This window comes from Psychrobacillus lasiicapitis, assembly GCF_006861795.1.
Lineage (GTDB): Bacteria > Bacillota > Bacilli > Bacillales_A > Planococcaceae > Psychrobacillus > Psychrobacillus lasiicapitis.
Genome location: NZ_VDGH01000003.1, coordinates 72,719 through 93,079 on the forward strand (window position 1 = coordinate 72,719; position 20,361 = coordinate 93,079).

The 20,361-nt window shown below is 36.2% G+C and carries 12 protein-coding genes; 3 read left to right on the forward strand and 9 right to left on the reverse strand.

Translation table 11 applies throughout. The annotated features are described in order from the left end of the window. Positions 1-9: 9 nt before the first annotated feature. The 4 genes from FG382_RS05370 to FG382_RS05385 form a co-directional block, all read right to left on the reverse strand. Positions 10-813: an ABC transporter permease gene (locus FG382_RS05370; RefSeq protein WP_373287575.1), complete on the reverse strand. Its 804-nt coding sequence runs from the start codon at positions 811-813 to the stop codon at positions 10-12. A 115-nt stretch (positions 814-928) separates the two neighbouring features. Then, a complete protein-coding gene (locus tag FG382_RS05375) occupies positions 929-1,849 on the reverse strand; it encodes an ABC transporter permease (RefSeq protein ID WP_142537875.1) in 921 nt (306 codons plus the stop codon). Positions 1,850-2,128: 279 nt separating this feature from the next. Beyond that, the gene (locus tag FG382_RS05380) at positions 2,129-3,697 is read right to left on the reverse strand and encodes an ABC transporter substrate-binding protein (protein WP_142537876.1); all 1,569 of its coding nucleotides are present in this window, start codon (positions 3,695-3,697) and stop codon (positions 2,129-2,131) included. Positions 3,698-3,978: 281 nt separating this feature from the next. After that, the gene (locus FG382_RS05385; RefSeq protein ID WP_142537877.1) at positions 3,979-6,222 is read right to left on the reverse strand and encodes a 5'-nucleotidase C-terminal domain-containing protein; all 2,244 of its coding nucleotides are present in this window, start codon (positions 6,220-6,222) and stop codon (positions 3,979-3,981) included. A gap of 213 nt (positions 6,223-6,435) precedes the next feature. On the opposite strand from FG382_RS05385, the gene FG382_RS05390 reads away from it, so the two are divergent. From FG382_RS05390 to FG382_RS05400, 3 genes are all read left to right on the forward strand, one after another. Further along, positions 6,436-7,257: an SLAP domain-containing protein gene (locus FG382_RS05390; RefSeq protein ID WP_142537878.1), complete on the forward strand. Its 822-nt coding sequence runs from the start codon at positions 6,436-6,438 to the stop codon at positions 7,255-7,257. 139 nt (positions 7,258-7,396) lie between these two features. Then, positions 7,397-9,097: a glucosaminidase domain-containing protein gene (locus FG382_RS05395; protein WP_142537879.1), complete on the forward strand. Its 1,701-nt coding sequence runs from the start codon at positions 7,397-7,399 to the stop codon at positions 9,095-9,097. Positions 9,098-9,226: 129 nt separating this feature from the next. Beyond that, on the forward strand, positions 9,227-10,315 hold the full coding sequence (locus tag FG382_RS05400) for a hypothetical protein (RefSeq protein ID WP_142537880.1): 1,089 nt from the start codon (positions 9,227-9,229) through the stop codon (positions 10,313-10,315). Between the two features lie 108 nt (positions 10,316-10,423). On the opposite strand, the gene FG382_RS05405 is transcribed toward FG382_RS05400, so the two are convergent. The 5 genes from FG382_RS05405 to FG382_RS05425 all read right to left on the reverse strand — a co-directional run bounded on the left by FG382_RS05405 (position 10,424) and on the right by FG382_RS05425 (position 20,349). Then, complete coding sequence (locus FG382_RS05405; protein WP_142537881.1) at positions 10,424-12,646, reverse strand: hypothetical protein; 2,223 nt, start codon at positions 12,644-12,646, stop codon at positions 10,424-10,426. Between the two features lie 234 nt (positions 12,647-12,880). Then, positions 12,881-15,130 carry a hypothetical protein gene (locus FG382_RS05410; protein WP_142537882.1) on the reverse strand — a complete coding sequence of 750 codons (2,250 nt, stop codon included), beginning with the start codon at positions 15,128-15,130 and terminating at the stop codon, positions 12,881-12,883. 503 nt (positions 15,131-15,633) lie between these two features. Next, positions 15,634-17,859: a hypothetical protein gene (locus FG382_RS05415; RefSeq protein WP_142537883.1), complete on the reverse strand. Its 2,226-nt coding sequence runs from the start codon at positions 17,857-17,859 to the stop codon at positions 15,634-15,636. Positions 17,860-18,939: 1,080 nt separating this feature from the next. Continuing rightward, positions 18,940-19,668 carry an amino acid ABC transporter ATP-binding protein gene (locus FG382_RS05420; RefSeq protein ID WP_142537884.1) on the reverse strand — a complete coding sequence of 243 codons (729 nt, stop codon included), beginning with the start codon at positions 19,666-19,668 and terminating at the stop codon, positions 18,940-18,942. Between the two features lie 21 nt (positions 19,669-19,689). Continuing rightward, positions 19,690-20,349, reverse strand: a complete 660-nt coding sequence (locus tag FG382_RS05425) for an amino acid ABC transporter permease (RefSeq protein WP_142537885.1) — start codon at positions 20,347-20,349, stop codon at positions 19,690-19,692. Positions 20,350-20,361 lie beyond the last annotated feature (12 nt).

A 20,361-nucleotide genomic window follows, 5' to 3' on the forward strand; every position in this document is an offset into this window, starting at 1 on the left:
TCTCTCCTTTTATTTTGATCGAGGATCCAAGGCATCCCTTAGCCCATCCCCTAATAAGTTAAACCCTAATACTACTAACATAATGGCTAGTCCTGGAAATAACGTCATCCACCAAGCTTGGCTCAAAAATGACTTTCCGACGAAGACAAGTGCTCCCCACTCTGGGTTGGGTGGCTGTGCACCAAGCCCAAGAAAACTAAGTGCCGCTGCAGATAATATGGAACTACCAAATTCTAAAGTTGCTAAAATAATGATAGGCGAAGCGACATTAGGCAAAATATGCTTGCAGATTATTTTCCAGTCCTTTACTCCAATTGCTTTGGATGCTTCTACATACTCTGTTTCTCGAATAGAAAGGACAGAACCTCTTACAACTCGTACAAATGATGGTACTACTGATATTGCTACCGCTATCATGGCATTTGTTAATCCGACACCAAGAACTGCTACAATAGCAATCGCCATAAGCAATGAAGGAAACGTCATCAATATATCGATAAACTGCATGATATAAATATCCAATTTGCGGTAGTACCCAGCAAGTACACCTAAAATAACTCCGATTGTGCCAGAAAGCGTCACAGCAAAAAGCCCCATTAGTAAGGAAACTCGTCCCCCGTAAAGCATGCGGGTCCAAATATCCCTTCCAAATTCATCTGTACCTAACCAATGTGCCATGCTCGGTCCTTGCAAACTATCTTCAAATTTCATTTCGTTGACTGGATATGGTGCTATAAATGGCGCAAAAGCAGAAGTGATGATAAAAAAGAGTAAAATCATGGCTCCAACTACAGCGCCCTTATTTTTTTTCATTTTTTTTATAAAATGTGCTACGGAAGATTGGGTCTTTGTTTCGATATCAATTGGATCTGGATAAACAAGTGAAGTAGGATTGTTTCCCAGCATAATCTCTCCCCTCTAACTCCTATTATTCGTATTGAATGCGAGGATCTAGCTTTGTATATAAAAGATCTACAACAAAGTTTACGATGATAATCATTGCAGCCATAAATAAGAGTAATCCTTGTACAGTTGGAATATCTCGAGTAGAAATCGCGGATACGATTAAACTTCCTAGACCCGGAAGTGCAAATACGGTCTCTGTCACAACTGCTCCCGCCATTAAATAGCCAAATTGCATGCCAATCAGCGTAACTACAGGGATGATGGCATTTTGTAAACTATGTCTAAATATAAGTCGATAAGAACCCGCTCCTTTTGCTTTTGCCGTGCGAATATAATCCTGTTTAATAACATCTAGCATACTCGACCTAGTCATCCGGGCAATACTGCCCGCAGTACCGAGCCCTAAAGTAATCGAGGGTAGTATGAGTGAGTAAAATCCGCTATACCCAGAAATCGGGAAGATGCTTAGTTGGTACGAAAATAGAAGTATTAAAAACAAAGCAATCCAAAAGCCAGGAGCGGATATTCCTATTAAAGCCAGAACCATTGCAAGTTGATCGTAAATAGTATTTTTTTTCACTGCAGCTACTACCCCAATGATAATTCCAGTAATAGAGCCAAAAATAATACTATATAACGCTAATTGCGCAGTAATAGGAATACGATTTAAAATCTCTTCTACCACGGTATAGCCTGTTATATAAGAGGTTCCAAGATCGCCTTGGATAGCCTGGAACATATAAGAAAAATATTGGACAAGAATAGGGCGATCCAGCCCTAATCTCATCTCCAATTCCTTAATGGATTCCTCCGTAGCATAATCTCCCAAAATATGATTAACAGGATTGCCAGGTATCAAATGAATAATCATAAAAACTAGGACAGATACTCCAAATATAGTGATGATCATCGTGAACATTCTTTTGAACAAATAGGATGACAAGTAAACGCCCCCTCTGCTTCGGATTAGATTGTAAATTAAATCAATTTCATCATAGGGAAAAACATTTAAAATCTACAACGATGTGATTCCGCTCCAGGCGGACGCTTTCCGCGGGCTTGGCTTCAGCCTCCTCGTCGGTCCGCTTCTGCGGGGTCTTCAGCTCAAGCTAATCCCGCTGGAGTCGCCGCCTTCCGCTTCAATCAATGTAATTAGAACTCCAAACGAATATCCTGATTTTTAGTTACAATTTACGATTGTAAAATTAACTCAAATACTTATTTATTCTTTTACCTTCACACTAGTCCACTCGATCGTATTGTTTATAGGATGAACGTCAAAGCTTTCAAAGTTGCGGATAGCAGTGACGTTTTCCTTTACGTACAATGGGATAAAAGGAGACTCTTCCACAAGCATTTCTTGCGCCTCTTCATACAACTTTGAGCGATCCTCTTGGTCCATTTCAATAGCTGCTTTGTCTAAAATGCTGTATATTTTCTCATTTTCATAATGTAATCTTTTCGATTTGTCTTTTCCGAAAAGTAAAAAGTTCAGTACATCTGCATCTGGCCAACCGTAACTCCATAACAGCATTTCATGTACGCCTTTTGGTGTTTGTTCAATAATCGTTGCGGATTCCTTCACTGCAATATTTATTTTCACCCCTATCTCCATTAACTGATTTTGTATGACTTGTGCCGCTCTTTGATTGGCTGGATCATCATCCACCCACAACTCCACCGAAAACTCCTTACCATCTTTCATCACGACGCCATCTTTATTCGTTTCATTCCATCCAGCTTCCGCTAAAAGCTTTTTCGCTGCATCAATATCTCTTGTATATTTGTCCCGAGCCATTGTCTCAATTTTTTCGCTATAGCCAAACACTGTTTTTGGTAGTGGGCCGAATACTGCTTGCGCCTCACCATTTAATGTGTTGTCGATAATTGACTCCCGATCAATCGCAAGTGCAAGTGCTTGTCTCACTTTTACATCTTGGAAAATAGGTTGTTTATTGTTCCATCCCAAATAACTTAATGTATCACTTTGTACTCTCTTAATCGTTACTTCCGAATCTTTTTCAAGGTCTTCTATATATTGATAAGGAACATTTAGCAAGACATCTACATTTCCTTTTTTAAATTCTAAAATTCTTGTTTCCTCATCTGGAATAAATCTAAATTTCACACTATCAAAACCAGGTTTTTGGCTTTCCCAATTAAAATCCTTATAAGGCTCATAAACAAGTGAATCTCCTCTATTAATCTTCACTAGCTTAAGCGGACCAGATCCACTAGGATTTTTCTCAAATCCTTCCCCTTCTCCATTCAATACGGAAACATCCAAAGGTGCTAAAAATGGAGTCGTTGCATTAATAAAGAACGGTGCAAATTGATCCTTCCATGTGATTTTGAAAGAGTAGTCACTTAAAACTTCGATGCTATCAATATCCCCTGCATTCGTGCTAAATGGTGAAGAAGAAATTAACCGTTCAAAAGATAACTTTACTGCTTCCGCATTCACCGGTTTTCCCGAATGAAATACTGCGTCCTCTTTCAAATTGAAAATCACTTCCTTCCCATCCCCAATCACTTCATAATCTGTAATTAAATTTGGTACAATGTTCCCGTCATTATCAAGTTTTAATAATGTATCATATAGCGGTATATTTGCTTCACCAGTAGAAGATGTACGATGGATATCCACAGAGTCGGGTTCTGAAACTAACCCAACCACAACTTCCCGATCCTTGCCCTTATTAGCATCCGTTTCCTTTGAACGATTACAGCCCGATACGATTAGCAAAAAGTCAATAAACATCATAAAAACTACAAATCGTTTCCTGTTCATGAATAAATGACCCCCTGTTTTTTTATTTAACTTCTAGAAATAGTGTGATGATTAGCTTGTCCTACCGAAATGTTGGGAATTTAAACTACTATATTCCGATCGTTGGAGAGTTATGTCAGGATTTTGGGAAATATTACAATATTGTTACTGGTGCGGACAACAGTAACAATAACTGTATATAAAAAAGAAGTAGCCAACAGTTTGCATTGGCCACTTCTTTCGATATTGTCCCTGTGTAAAACACTATTCAGAATTGAGTCGTACACAGGGACAGAACTAACTTATTTTTCTATTTTAATATATCGACTATAAACATAGCCTTTTTTGCCTTTATAAGAAATCTTATACCAACCGTTTTCTTTTCCTAGAATTGTTATTTCTGTATTCTTAGAGATTGCTCCTATTGGTTTACTATTGTTGGATGGCTTAGGACGAACATTTAGGAAGTAGGAAGTAACAATTCCTTTCTCTTTAGATAATACTGGTTTCGTATTTGTTGGTTTTGGTTTATCTGTTGTTGTGTTACTTGGAATCGTTGGCTTTTCTGCCGGTTTTTCAGTTTCTTTCTCTTTTACCGGAGTATTCAAGACTTTCACAAGCTCTTGATAAAATTCTCCTGTCGTTTTTAATTGAGAAAATTTAGTTGTATCTACTTTTGCTTTCTTAGTTAACTCTTCAATTTCTTTTTTGGTTATTGTATCTTTTACATTGATCGAAGCGACATTCGTAAACTTTCCATCTTCTGTCGTAGGTATGTCTAAAATACCTTTATTGATGAGTTCGACAGCAGCCATACGAGCATCTGATGTTGTATCAACCCCAACAATTTTCCAGTTATTTTGGATTATTGGTTCATACTTACCGTTCATCTCTTCTGTTAAATATCTAATTGCTAGATTACGGATAGTCCCTCCTGTTTCCCCATATGCACTTTCCTCTTTAGAGGACCAAATCATATTAAATTTACGCCCTTCAAGTGCTTGATCTTTTGACAGAAGAAAATCCATTCTATATGAGTTCATTCCAAGTTTCAGATTATCTTCCATTTCAATAGGTGTTCCATCTAGTTTACGGAGATTTTTTATTCTGTTTCCCGGTTGCTCGGTTAGGTCAATTTCATATTTAACATTGCCAAAAAAGTCGTTCGTACTATATTTAGAGGAACGTCGTTTTTTATCAAAGCTAATCGTTACGTCCCCGTCTCGTGTACTGTTAAAGTAACCAACCGCCCATTCCATATAGTCTTTTAAGTCTTTTCCGGTTACTTCATATACAGATACTTCTCCACCAGCAAATTGATAATTGTATGCAATATCTTTTTTCTTGATAGGACCTTTATCCAATAATGCTTTGTCGTTATCAATCTGATGTGCTACTACATCTGCTTTACTATAATGTAGCATGACCTCATGAAAGAAGTCTGACAAAGGGGTTTCTTGAACTTGTACGGCAGGAACTCCATTTATCTCATTTTTCGGGACAAGATTTGTTCCTTTTAGTTGTGCTACCTCAATATTCGCATCCTTACGAGCAAACTCATGATATGGTTTTAATAGCTTTTCCAGTTCTTTATCTGATTCTACAAATGTCCCATCTTCGTTCTTTACTGGGATAGTCGATGCCTCTTTTTCTGTTAATGTCAGCTTGTCTCCCTGACGAGTAAATGACAAATCTATTCTTGAAATATGTGTTCCGTATTTGTTAGGTTCTGTTATAAGGATCCCGTTAACATCTTCTTTATTAATAAGTACATGATTATGACCTGCAAAGATTGCGGCTAGTTCTGGAATCGCGTTAGCCATTTCCTTCACTCCCGTTCCCGGATTGCCGTTCTCATTTTCTAAGCCCATATGCATCAGGCCGATCATTACATCTACTTTACCAGTTAATTCTTCAACTGCTTTTTTCGTCTCTTCTATTGGATTTTTCACAACTAATCCATCCAGATGATTTGTCCCCTTCTCGTACTCCGTGATCATAGGAGTCACCATACCAATAATCCCAATTTTAATCCCTTCACGCTCAATGATTGTATATGCTGGTAAATAGCGTTCTCCATTTTCTTTATATATATTTCCAGCTAGTTTAGGTCCCTTGAATTGACTAGAAACTTTGTCTAATACATCTAAACCGAAATTAAATTCATGGTTTCCATAAGTCCAAGCTTCATAGCCCATTTCATTGATAGCAACTGTCATCGGAGATTCTGGTTGGTCATTGAATAGTTCAGCAGAATTATCTTGTATCAAATCTCCATTATCCAGCAAAATAGTATTCGGATTATCTTTACGAATACCTTGTATTATTGTATGTAATTGAGTTAAACTCCCTGTTAAATTAGGACCATCAATCGCATAATCCCAAGGCATAAAACGGCCATGGATATCCGACGTGGCAAGGAGCGTAATATTAATCTCCTCTTCCTTCTCCTGTGCATTTACAGGTGTTTGCTTAAATAAAACCCCTGATGCAAGAATCAATACCATAGCAATAAGTAGTGATATACTTTTACTAAATTTCCTCATTTTCAAATCTTCCCCTCTTATGGTCTGAATTTTAAAACTAACCAGATTAGTATAGCATTCTCTTATTTTTCGCTCAATGTCTTGTTTTTTATCCCTGTGTAAGAAATAATTCTGAATTGTTTCTTACACAGGGATCTTTAGGTTACAGAAGGACTATGTGTCTTATTATGTTATACTTATCAAATAGAACGTTTAGAAGAAAGGAACTAACTTATGACAAATTCACCTAAAACATATAAAACAGAAATCGACTTTTCAACAGACTGGGAAATCCCAGCACAGGAGAAGTATATTTTTCAATACTTTCATCAACAATTAGCAGACTTGGAAGCCAACCAACTTCATGTACATGGGGTTAAATTATATACAGTGAATGATGGTATTGTTGTAACGGCAATTATTAGACATTCTTTACCGAAAAAACTACGTCTCGAGCAGGTAGTCTTAGTAGTAAAAGATAAAGAAGGAAAAGAACTAGCGAAGAAACAATTTGATATGGAATTGTTTGGGGAGTTAGAAGCATGTACTGCGAGACCATGGAACTTCCTATTTGAAAGGGACGATTTGCTAGTTCCTTATGAAGAAATACAAAATGAAATGGATTTTGAAATGGCATTTGAGTATTACGAAAAAGTAGTAAAAGATTTCGAACTATACTTAGATGAAAATTGGTCGAACGGCCTGACGGAAGATCAAAAAGGGTATGTGCATAATTTGGTTGCTTCATTAGAACCAATTAAGGAGAACGAAATCTCGGTTGTTGGATTCCATTTCCACGAGACAGAAGAAGCAGTTAATGTATATATCATCATTCGAAATGCATTTGCTCAATCATTAACAATTGAAAACCTACCAATTCAATTGTTTGATGCTACTGGAGATTTAGTATGTAAACTCGGTTTCCCGATTGGAGAATTCGAAATTGCTTCTAAACAAGCACGTCCACTCAGCTTATCTTTCTCGAAAGAAGTGTTCATGAAAGTAAGTCCTGATTTCAGTGCTTGGAAAATCGAAATGATTCCACAAACATTATAGATCATTATGTCGTTATAGGGTTTTCCCTTTAACGACTTTTTTCATCCCTTTTTGTCCCTCCTTCTCTCAATCTGAGGACTTTCGACTACAGTCTTATAGTATAATAGTGGAAAGTGAGGTTTAAAGGAGGAAAAAACAGTTGTATGCAAAACTACATAAGATAAGAAATGTAATGCTATCTTTTTTCGCACTTATTCTACTTATTGTTTTACCAACTATGGCAAGTGCGGAGGAATTAGAAAGCCATTTGGATGATGCATTGAATGTGAGATCTGATAAGGTCTGGACAATTACATTCAATAAACCAATTGATCCTGCTAGTGCCAATTCTGACTCCATTTATGTATTGAATTCATCTGGGGAAAAAAAGAACGGTGCTATAACGGTTTCATCAAATCGGAAAAGTGTCTTAGTGGCACCTCCACTCCAAGGTTATACTAATGCGGAGACATATACGCTCCATATGACGAGAGACATTAAAGATGAAAAAGGTGAATCTCTTTCCTCTTATACTTATAAGAAATTTACAATTGGCTCTTCAGCATCAGGTACATACGATATTGTCTCGATTTTGTCTAATGGAACCACTAATCTAGTGAAATCTTACGCTAAGTTTGAAGAGGCTGTTACTAATTTGAAAGCGGATCAAGCAATCCAATATAATGGGGCATTTATTAAAATACCTAGTGGTTTGGTTGTCACAAAAGGGACTGCGTCTAGTGTTCTAACGAATATTTATTCGGACAAGCAGCTAACGAAAGCCGTGACATACGTACCCGCTAACACAGAATTACTTTACATAGACTCTACCGATACATATGTGGAAGTAAATGTTGCCGACAAAAACTTATATATCAAGCATGAGAATAGTAATCTTCTTCCTTGGAATGCGGTAAAAGGAAGATCCTATTACTCTGTTTCAAATGGTCAACTTGTTCATTCGATTTACTCTCCTAACACTGGCTCATATGCATCCTATCAAGTTGGCAACGCACCTAACTTCATGAGTTCGGGTCAAACATATTTCAGTGTGGACGGTGCACATTTTACAAATGCAACTGGACAAGAAGTCGGGACAAGCTACCCTTACTTTCAATACTTATCTGCTAGAAGCAAAACAAATTATTCAGCTGCAGAGATCGATGCCTATATAATGTCTATGCTTCAAAAGCTAGAAAGCGATTATCCAAGCATCCCTATGTACCAACAAGCAGCTCAAAAAAGTAAACTAATCGGGCTTGGCTCTTATTTAAAACAAGTGGAAGCAACATATCATATCAATGCCCTACATATCCTTGCCTTAGCACAACATGAAAGTGCTTATGGATTAAGTGATAGAGCTCAACAATACAATAACTTGTTTGGACTATATGTAACCGACAACAATCCACTTGCTAAAAATTTCATCACAGTTGAGCAAAATATTAATGAGCTGATAAATGCGTTCTTGAATAAAAACTATTTACCTCCTAATGCAGGCTATGCAAATGGAAGTGTTTTTGGAAATAAAGCGATTGGACTAAACGTAAGATATGCATCCGATCCATATTGGGGTGCCAAAGCAGCTGGTCATATGTATCGAATCGACCAAACGATGGGCGGCAAAGATTCTGCAACACCATACAAGATCGGAATCACAACTACTTCGGGGCTCAATGTTCGTACAGGTCCTGGAACCAATTATGCTGTAGCCTATAAATATTCAAATGCTGGAATGCCAGTTACTATTTTAGATGATAACTTACCAGCATCTGATTGGATTAAAGTGATTTCTGACTCCACTTCATATGATGAAGTTTATATTCATCGTTCTTATGTTCAAATGCTTCCGGTGAAATAGCAAAGGATACCACTCAAGTGTTGAATACTTGAGTGGTTTTTTGAATTAATTTGTAAGCACATCATATTAATAAATGGAAGTTCATATACTGCATAGGTCTTACTAATTACTTCAGGGAGGAATCATTCTATGTACTTCAAAGATCAAAAGGAAAGAAAAAAGAGGTTAAATAAAATAATAGCTTGTACCATTGTTTCAGGAGTTCTTTCCACTAATTTGTTAGCTGGTGGAGTTTCGGCAGCTAGCAATACTAGCGAGGAGGCTCCTTCCGATAATAACGTGGTAATAGAAGTTACACAAAATGATAGCCAACCAGCTAACGCAGATCAAAACGTACAAATTGCAGAAAATGAAGGTGAAATACCTGGATTCCCTGATGAGTTCTTGGATGAAATACCTGGATACGATCCATCCAAACCATATGTTTTAGTGGAAGAAGAAGGGGTACCTGTTGGTATTCTCTTTGTTAGTGAAGAACTTAAGTATGGTGAATTAACGAAGAAGCTTTCTAATGATTGGCAATGGAACCAAATTGCCTTATATACGAATCAATCGAATGATTACTTTGGAACATGGACACTTGTCACTGATCCTAATCATGTATTGAGTTTAGCAGACATACTAGTGAGAGACGAAATGGTAGATTACTTTAAGGAGCACATCGATGAAATCAACAATGGTGAAATAATAGATCCCCCTGCAAACTTTGAACAAAACTTCCTCATTATAGTTCCAGCTTTACCACCTTACGGAGAAAAAGAACAAATTCAATCTAGTGAAGTAATCGAAAAAACTATATTAGATACTTCTATTACACGTGCAGAAGTAAATGCCCTAAAAAATGACGTACAACAAAGCCTCAAAACAAAAGAGGACAATGAAAAACTTATTGCTTCTGTGGAATTAAATCTAAAAGAGATGAATACAACTTCACTAAAATTTGATGCAAAAGGAATAGCAAATTTCGAAGTGGCGATTTCTATTTTAGTAATAGAAAATAATATTAATAAAGTTGTTGAATTGACTGCATTGTTCTTAAAAGCAGCCGAAAAGCAACAAGTATCACCAGCATCCTTAAAAGAATATGCAAAAGAACTTTTCCTCGGTTTAGATAGCCCAACTGTTATTAAACAATTTGTCCCCCTTTTAATCGATAAGTTGAAGAAGGCCAAAGTAGATATATCTTCATTTGAAGATATACTAGATGAATTGAATTAATAACTTTGGAAGTTGAGAGGAATCCTTCCCTCTAACTTCCTTTTTATTTTACTTAAGCAATGAAAAAAGCTCTCCAGAGATTTCTCTCCGAAGAACTTTTCTAAATTTCTATTTTACTAGTAGCGAATTCGATTCAGCTACATTATATGCAAGCTGATCTTGATTTACTATTCCTGAAGCAGCTACGATAACAAATGTAGATGAATGATGAGTAAAATCAGGATCCATCGAAACAAAATCAATAACTTTGAGTGTATGACCATCTAAATACTCCACTTTAACAACCGCATTTCTACCAAATCCATCATTGATAGTTAGCGTACCTGTTAAATCTTTTTTAAATTCATTTTCATATGAAGGATTAATGAATGTAAAATCTAACGTATCGAAAATAGATAATCCATTATCATTGTTATCATTTAGAGTAACTTTAGATGAAGCAAAGGCACCTTCTTTGATTGTCGCAGTGGCTGGTTTAGTCGGATTTTCAGATCCTTCCCCATTATTGCCGTCTTTACCAGGAGCGTATTGATATGCTTCAAATGTATTCGCTTCGTTTTGCAATAAACTAATCGAACCTAGCGTCCAATCTCCCTGTTCATCTACCTTCGCTGTACCAATGAACACACTATTCCGGTAAACCTTTACTGAATATCCTGCTTGAGCAGTTCCACTTATGATATAGCTAGAACCATCATATGTCACCGGTGTATGCGCCGGGTTTGTAATTTCCAATTTAGCCGCTTCTGTTACATCACTGGTTATATTCCAAGTAGAAATGTTCTCTACATCTGTTTCATAAACAGATGTCACTGAATCCCCATTAGATAGTGCTGTTTCAAATACTTCCTGTGATACTTGTTGGCCGTGAATGAAAAACAAATCATTAGAATCCCATTTAAATTTGAATCCATCAGAAAATAAATAGTTTTCCTCCATAAATATATATGGAGATACGATATTTAACTCATAAACATCACTAGTATTTTGTAACTGGAAAAAATGAGTAAGTGGAGCTCTTTTACTTTTTTGGTTTCCATCAAGCTTTTGAATTATCGGCTGCACATAGGTAGCTGAAGCATCGTCAGCAGTTGCAATTATAAAAGTTAAGTTCCCGTTTTGATCGGTGTACACAGTCAATTCTTGTTCCGCATTTCCTATATGACCATTTGCAGAAGTAATCACCGCAGTAGTAGAAGTAGTTTCAGTAGCAGGGTTTGCTTCAGTTAAAGTGATCCGGACACGACCTACATATGGAGAACCATCAGAGTTGGTTATATTAGCTCGATATATATGATTATTAGAAGTTTCCAAGTAAGAAACATCTGTATCATATAATAAAATACCTGTAGTATCAGCAACCGCTTCTGTTTTAAAATTCTTTTTATAGTCTTTCCAAGTGACTGTGTAATCTGTAGAAGGATTTAGATCGGAAGTTGTCAGTATTACTACCTTTTTGTCTTCTGATAATTTAGCACTTTGCACAGTTTCACCTGAAATTTTAAATTGTCCAGCTTCTAATCCTGCTAGTGGTATAGAATATTCTTTTGAAAAATGCACAATTACTGTATTCTGTCCGTCAGATGTAACGGCAAGAGGTTGTAATGGTAAAGATTCTTCTATTTTCGTATAGCTTTTCTGTAATTGATTTTTGAAAGAAATTTTCGCAGCATTAAAAGTTAAGTAGTAATGAGCCTTTTCTAATTCAGTAGCTGCTTCTGCTAGCTTATTCTCTTTAATAAATTGAGAAGCCTTTTCTAGATACATTTCGACCGTTAAATCATATTTCACTTTCTCTATTAACTTCTCCATAGCAGGTTTTACTGCATTACGAATTCCATTTCTAGTAGATTGCCCATAGACACGATCTAAAAGTATTACTTGCTTACGATATTCAGCAGTTGCTTTGTGGTATGCAACGTTTATTTTATCAAGGTCCTTAGAATCTATTGCTTGTTGTAGGTTTTTTGTGAGATTGATGATTTTATCACTGGATGTAAGGGCATCGATATATGCCTGAGCACGTCTTACATGAGTCTTAGGTTCTACGAGTTTAGCTTGAATACTTAATTTTTCAGAAGTTGAAAGCTTTGTTGCAGCTGTCTCTGCTGCTTGGATATTCATTTTTGCAGTATTATACTGATCGTATGGACGAGTTACAAAATCAGCAGAACCTTCAACTGAGATTGCCCATTTTAAAATGGTGCCTGCATTCTGTGCATCCGTTACTAATTGGCTTGTATTCGTAGTTGCTCTGGCTTGTAGAGCTGGCGATGTTATAAATGTCGCAATGGCAATTGAACATGCTATTTTCAAGACTTTATTTCTCATAATTTTTGTTCTTCCTTTACTAATATATCTCTAAGTTTTAATAAGTGGAGTCCTACTATAAATAAGTCTATCATGAATAGGTTCTTTCCATTTATCCAAATAAGGAGTGAGTTGCTAAAATCATCCTGTTGTAGATTTTCTACATTAGCATCTTTAATAGTTTTTAGAAAAGATTTTCCCATTAGTTAAGCCGTTAAAGGAGTATCCCTTAACGGCTTTGTTAATTCTATTTAGTTAGTACCCTTTGATTTGGAATCCTGTATTTACCTTTAAGATAAAACCATACGCATTGGAAACACCGTCAACTGAAATGACATCTAGCGGGCCAGATAATGTTCCATCCTCTCCATCTTTAAGAATCTTACCAGCAAGTTTATCTTCGACTGTTGGACCGAACTTAATATTAAAGCCCTTAGTAGTGTTGGTGAAGAGTGTACCACTTTCATTGTTTGTAAATTGAACTTGTGTTCCATCTGAATCCTGCACTGTGATGGAGGATGTTTTAGAAATTACAGCCTGATCTTGAGCCACTGTTGTTCCATTTGCACGCGTTATTGGAGCGATGTTAAATGCTACTACTTTATTCGATATGTCTTCCTCATTATCATTGCCGGCAGTTATCGAAGATAAATTAAATGGACCTTCTACTACTCTTAATGTTGTTCCATTCCAATCACTAATCGATGGAGTAGCTTTTCCAGCTGGTTGTTGTATCATGGTAAAATCCGTTATGTCGTTTTGCGTAACGGTAGTTTTATATTTCCATGTACCAGTAGAATTCATTTTAACTTTTGAAAGATAAGCACCATTTTTGAAAAAGAACACTTCATAGTTCGGTTGACCCGTTCCTATCAATTCTATATCTTTTCCAATCATGCGATATCCAGTAGTTCCTGATTTACGTGCAAACTTCGAATCAACAGATAAACCAACAGAATAATGATTTTCTGTAATATTGAATGACGAAGCAGATGTTAATTGATATGTTCCACTGATGGTATCTTCAATATCTAAAGCAGATTTGAAGCTATCAGAAGAAATTGCTATTCCTTCGTTTCGGTATGAGTCACTAGAACCTTTTAGTTTATATTTAAGTCCATCAGAAGTAACAAAGTAGTTATTATTGATGTCTACATAATGTATTTTTTTATTTGTCATAGTTCCTGCTTTAGCAAGAGCATAAAAGTTTATTTTTGCTGAAGTTAGCGTATCTACTACAGTACTATTTACCATTTGATTAAAAGAAATCGTCTTATCTAATGCCGCAGTATTCACATCTTTTGCAGTAAAGGTAATTGTCACCTTCCCATTTTTGTCCGGTAACACATTTACATTTTTCGCTCCAGAGATCACATTCTCAATACCATTAATAGTTAATAGCTTAACACCGGCCGGAATATCCACTCTTACTGTATTATTTCCATACGAACCTGCAAAGGTAGCCGATAATGCAAGAACTTCCGATGTTTCTCTATGTTGAGTCGTAGTGTCCCCTATTTGAATAGGCACAATACTTCCTGGCACAGTATAGCTAGAAGAACTACCCTTATATTTAACTGTGTATTTAATACTTGGCGTTTGAGCTGACGTAGTTAACGTTGCGGATAACCCATCTTTACTTAATACTGCATTTATTACAGATAAAGCGTTATCAATTGTAAAGTCAGTTGCTTTAATAGTAGAAACTGCACGGTTAAATTTTACAATTACTGTCGTATTATCTGCACGTGAAATAGAAGAAATTTGAACTGGCACTGCATTAGTAACAGTATCTAAACTCTTCTGTAACGTAGTTTCCCACATCAATATATTTGCATCAAGAATTGCTTGTGCTTCATTAATTTTTCTAGTCGCTTCTGCTTGTTTAGATACTCGCATATCTTCAACTGCTGCTTTTGTTAACATATGAACTGTAACATCATTTTTCAATTCTTTAATTAACTTTTCTGCCGGTCCTTTAACAGCATTGCGAATTTTATCTCGAGTTGATTGACCATATACACGGTCCAATAAAATTGTCTGTTTCCGAAATTCTGCAGTCATCTCATGATATGCTTTTTCAACTTTTTCTAAATTATTTTCATCCACTGCTGTTGAAAGGGCACTCGTTTTTTCATTAATCTTTGTACTTGCTGTAATTGCATCAAGATATCCTTGCGTTCGTTTCAATTGTATTTTAGGATCTGACAATCGTGCTTCATATGTCAATTGATCCGAAAAACTCAATTTCTTTATTTCCGCTTCTGCTTGAGCAATCGCATTTTTTGCTTCGTTGTATTGAGTCCATGGTTGAGTTACCCCATCTGCTGAACCTTCAACTGAAATTGCCCACTTTAAAACAGTACTTGCATTTTGGACATTGGTCATTAATTTGTCTATATTTGTCGCTGCCGCTGCATTTGTCTGGTTACTTGGTGTAGCTGCGATAAATACAGAAGATGCAATTGCAGTGGAAATTGCTAATTTCATTGTCTTGTTATTCATTTTATAATCCCCTTCTACAAAACTCATATTGTTTATTATATGATTATACTAAATTACTATGTTCAACATACACTTATTTTGTTGTATTTATGTATTCTATGTACACTACTTACTTTCCTTTTTACAGAATTATTACTCTACCATATATATGTACGTCTTCTCATAGTAAAGGTTTCAATTTTTTACAAACAAACTTACTATAAAATAAAAATTATTACATTTTTTTTTACTCATGTTAATTCTACAATTATTTAACCAATTCAAATTTTGAACGATTATAATAAATTAAAAGAAATGATATCATAGAAAAACAGCAAAAGTTTTAATTTAGCTATCTCTTACTTCATTGAACTCTATGCTTAATCTTCATTTTGAATCGAGGCGATTGACAGATTTTTTACAAATAGCGGTCAAGAAACAAAAAAGCACTATTCCATCATAAATGGAATAGTGCTTTTATAAATACTAGATAATATTGTTAGAAAGATTATTTCTAATTAATATTAATAACCAGTAATAGAGTTTGTTACATTAACTTTTAAGCCGTATTCGTTAGTTACACCTGTTACTCCATTAACAGTTACAGTACCGTTAATTTTACCATCTCCACCAGAGATAGAAGATGGAGCACCAAAAGTGATATTGAAACCAGTAGCAGTTTCAACGATTGAAGTATTATTAACTCCATCAACATAAGTAGCTTTAGTTAAGTCACCGTCTAATAATGTAATTTGTGCTTTTGAAGCAATTTTAACATTATCTTTATCTTCATCTTTTGCAGCATTAAATGCTACAGTTTTTCCTGTGATTGTTTCATTAGTACCATTTCCAGCAGTTACAGCTGCTACATTATACTTACCAGCTACTACTTTTAATTCATCGCTTAATCCAGCTAAATTGTTAGCATAGTCAGGAGCTACTTCATTAACGTTAGCTGCTTGGCGTGCTTGGAAAGTTACCGCTACAGTTGGGTCTACGTTTAGAGCTACAGACCAAGTACCGTTAGATTTTACAGTAGTTGATGCTACTGGACGAGTTAAAGAAGTGTTATAGATTGACACTACTTTACCTGCTTCACCAGTTCCAGTTAAAGTAATAGTATTACCTTCTACACGGAAAGCTGTAGTATCCCCTAAGTATTCTTGATCTAATGAGAAGTCTACTCCTGCAACTTTATCAAGTGCTAATTGAAGTGTAGAACCACCAGTTTTAACGTATGAACCTGTAACTACGTCACCTTTAGATAATTTAGCTTTTAAAGCATCTAAAGAAATAACTGCATTGTTTGTATCTTGATATACATTACCAGTTGCTTTCAATAGAATCTTTTGGTTAGCATCATTAACAAAATAGTTATTAGCTGCATCTACATATTTAACAGTTCCAGTTGCATTGTTTTCTAATGTTAATGTTTCAGGTACAGTATAGAAGTTTAATGAACCAGAAGTTTTTGTTTCAATAACAGATCCTTCTACTCCTGTTAAAGATTGGAATTTAACTTTACCAGCTGTTGCAGCAGTATTTCCAGCTGCTTTAACAGTTACTACTAATTGTCCATTAACTGGGTAGTAGATATCATCAGCAGCATCTGCAGCTGCACCGTTAACAGTTGCTAATACATAGTTAGTATCATCAGTTAATGTAACTTTTACAGGACCATTATGAGTAGTACCTTGTGTAGTCTTGAATGAAGAAGATACAGCAAGTGATTGACCTACTTCAGCATGTAATGCTGTTGCATCTACATTAACGTTTCCAACTGGAGCCGCAGGTGTTTCAAATGAAACTGTAGAGTTTTTGTAAGTTACAGAGTATTTAGTTGCAGCATCTAAAGCTGTAGTTGTTAAAGTTACAGTTTTATTGTCTGAACCAAATGCAGTTTTTGTTACAACAGCGCCATTATCTAAAACAAATTCAGATTCTGATACTGCAACTACTGGTTTAGTTAAAGTTAAGATAACAGTTTTGTTATCAACATAAGTAACAGATTGAACTGCTAATGGAAGAGAAGCAACTACATCATCAACTGATTTTTGTAAAGAAGTTTCCCATGTAAGAACGTTTGCATCAAGGATTGCTTGTGCTTCAGCGATCTTTTTAGAAGCGTCTGCAGTTTTACCTGCTTTAACGTCTGCTGCTGCTGCTTTAGATAACATGTTTACAGTTACTTCGTTTTTAACTGAAGCAACTAATTTTTCGATTGCTGGTTTAACTGCGCCACGGATACCGTCACGAGTTGATTGACCATATACGCGGTCTAAAAGAGCCGCTTGTTTACGGTACTCAGCAGTTGCTTTGTGGTAAGCAGTTTCTACTTTTTCGATATCGTCAGTTTTAATTGCTGCATCTAATCCAGCAGTTAATTCTTTAATTTTTTCACTTGAAGTAATTGCATCAATGTAAGCTTGAGCGCGTTTAACTTGTAATTTTGGTTCTACAAGTTTAGCGTTGATGCTTAATTGTTCAGATGCAGTAGCTTTTTTAGCTGCTGCTTCTGCATTTGCGATTGCTTTTTTAGCAGCGTTGTATTGGTCATATGGACGTGTTACATAGTCAGCAGAACCTTCTACTGAGATAGCCCATTTTAATACTGTACCTGCGTTTTGTGCGTCTGTTACTAATTGGTTTACATTTGTTGCTGCATCAGCTTGGTTTACTGGTGCTGCTGCAACGAATGCTGAAGCTGCTACTGCAGTTGAAGCTGCAATTTTGATAGCTTTTTTCTTCATAAACTTGTGATCTCCCTTCGCTTGTGTGTTGCAATTTTGTAGTGTGTAACGCCGGTCGCTTGATAGCGTCCAATATCATCACCCTAACTAATATATGAGTATACAAAACTCTTATGCTAAAATCAACTAGAAACCTCAAAGATTACCAGTTTATTTTTGAGGATGATGTTTTGAAAGCACCAAGGACTCTATTACATGTTCCATATTACAGGATTATTAAAATTTATGCCACCTTTTTTTCTGAATAATTATTACCATTTTTATAATGATAGATTACCTAACATTGTTTTTATTAGTTTAATTGATTTTTCTTTCTATTTTCTACGGCCAATTTATAGTAGCTTCTTTTTAGTGAATTATTTTATTTAAAATTTCTTTGTTTAAATGCGTGCATTTTTCAAAATTTATGTTATGATGTACAGTATAGAAGGTTACTTATAGATGTGTAACGCCGTAAACTTGTTTGTACATTCATTAGTGTGCAGCCTTCTACTTCCTTCGTTTTATCGCTCAAGAAAAGAAGCATCTGAACATCGGATGCTTCTTTTCTTATTTTTACGCCTTTTGCTCATGCAAAGGGCCTTTTTTATATTCGTGCCGCAAATACAGCCCCTCTGAACAGATCTGCAAGTACTTCTACTTATGGTCGGAAAGTCGTTTTTTTATCGGTATAGGTTGGGCGGCAAGCGTAGCCGTCTTGTGTTTGAACTCGATAGTATTTAAGAACGTTTTATGCCACTCGAATCCAATAGAGCTGATTGATTGGAGTTATTTAGAAATAAATCTAGAGTATAAAAGTTGTATATGATAGTTAAATCGACTTACTGTTTACCTATTCGAACTTTTCAGTAATATTAAACTTTTATTACTATCGTAAACGAATAGTAATGTCATATAGTCCTAAAACTCCTTTTAGTTTGCCTGCTAGGTGGCTACTGTTATCTATAAAGTTCACCTAGAGAAATTGATTACTATTTATATTTAGTGGGAGTTTCTTCTATATAAACGTGTTCGTTTATATAGAAGATAAAATAAGTTATTGTTATTTATCTATTACAAAAGAAAAACCACTAGATCCCTCTAGTGGTTTAATACTTTGGATAAAAAGTCTTGCGCGCGTTGTGTATCTGGGTTGGTGAAGAATTTGTTTGGTGCTGCGCGTTCGACTATTTTGCCATCTGCCATGAAGACGATTTCGTCGCAGATTTCTTTGGCGAAGCCCATTTCATGTGTTACGACGACCATGGTCATACCGTCTTTTGCTAGTTTACGGATGGCATCGAGCACTTCGGTTACCATTTCTGGGTCGAGTGCGGATGTTGGTTCGTCAAATAGCATTACGTGTGGATCCATTGCAAGTGCTCGCGCGATAGCTACACGTTGTTGTTGACCGCCGGATAGTCTACTTGGGTAAGCATCGCATTTATCCGCTAGCCCAAGCGATGCTAGTAGTTCTTTTCCTCTTTTTTCAGCCGCTTCTTTTGATAGACCTTTTACTTTCATTGGTGAAATCGTAACGTTTTCTAGTGCCGTTAGAAACGGAAATAGGTTAAAGCTTTGGAAAACAAAGCCGATGTTTAGACGGGCTTTGTTGATATCCGTTTTTTTGTCATGGATAGAGATTCCGTCAACGATAATTTCTCCATTATCGATAGGTTCTAGTGCATTGATCGTTCGGATGAGGGTTGATTTGCCTGCTCCACTCGGACCGATTAGTGCGACTACATTCGATTTTGGTACTTCGAGCGAAACGTCGGTTAGGACGTGGTGGGCACCGAAGCTTTTATTGACATTTTTAATAGAGATCATTTGGGTACACCCTCCTTGCCGTTATGCTTCGCTTTTCGATAATCTTGTTTCGAAGTATCGAATGATTAGTGATAAGCTGAATGTCATGATGAAATAGACAACTGCAACAAATGTCCACACTTCAATAGAACGGAATGATGTTGCTACTAGATTTTTTGCGTCCAAGGTTAACTCAGTCGCTCCGATGATAGATATCAGGGACGAGTCTTTTATTAGCATGATAAATTGCGATGCAAGCGGTGGTAATACTCTTCTAAATGCTTGCGGTAAAATAATGTGTGTCATTGCCTTTGCGTGAGACATCCCAAGTGATCGCGCAGCTTCCATTTGTCCTTTTGGCACACCTTGGATACCTGCACGAACGATTTCGGCAATAAATGCCCCAGCAAAAATGGCTAGTCCCCAGATCGAGCCCCAATAGGAGCCCAGCTTCAAGAATTGTCCGAGGACGAAGAAAATCCAAATAAGTAATACAAGCAGTGGAACACCGCGGATTATCTCTACATATATAGAAGATATTAATCTAAAAAATTTATTTTTCGAGATACGCCCCATTCCAAAAATAATCCCTATTGGAATAGCAAGTAAGATAGAAATCGCTGAAATTTCCAGCGTTTTCAACGCTCCATAGATGAATACATCCATATTGCGGGTAATAACACTCCAGTCATACATATACATAGTTGTTCCTCC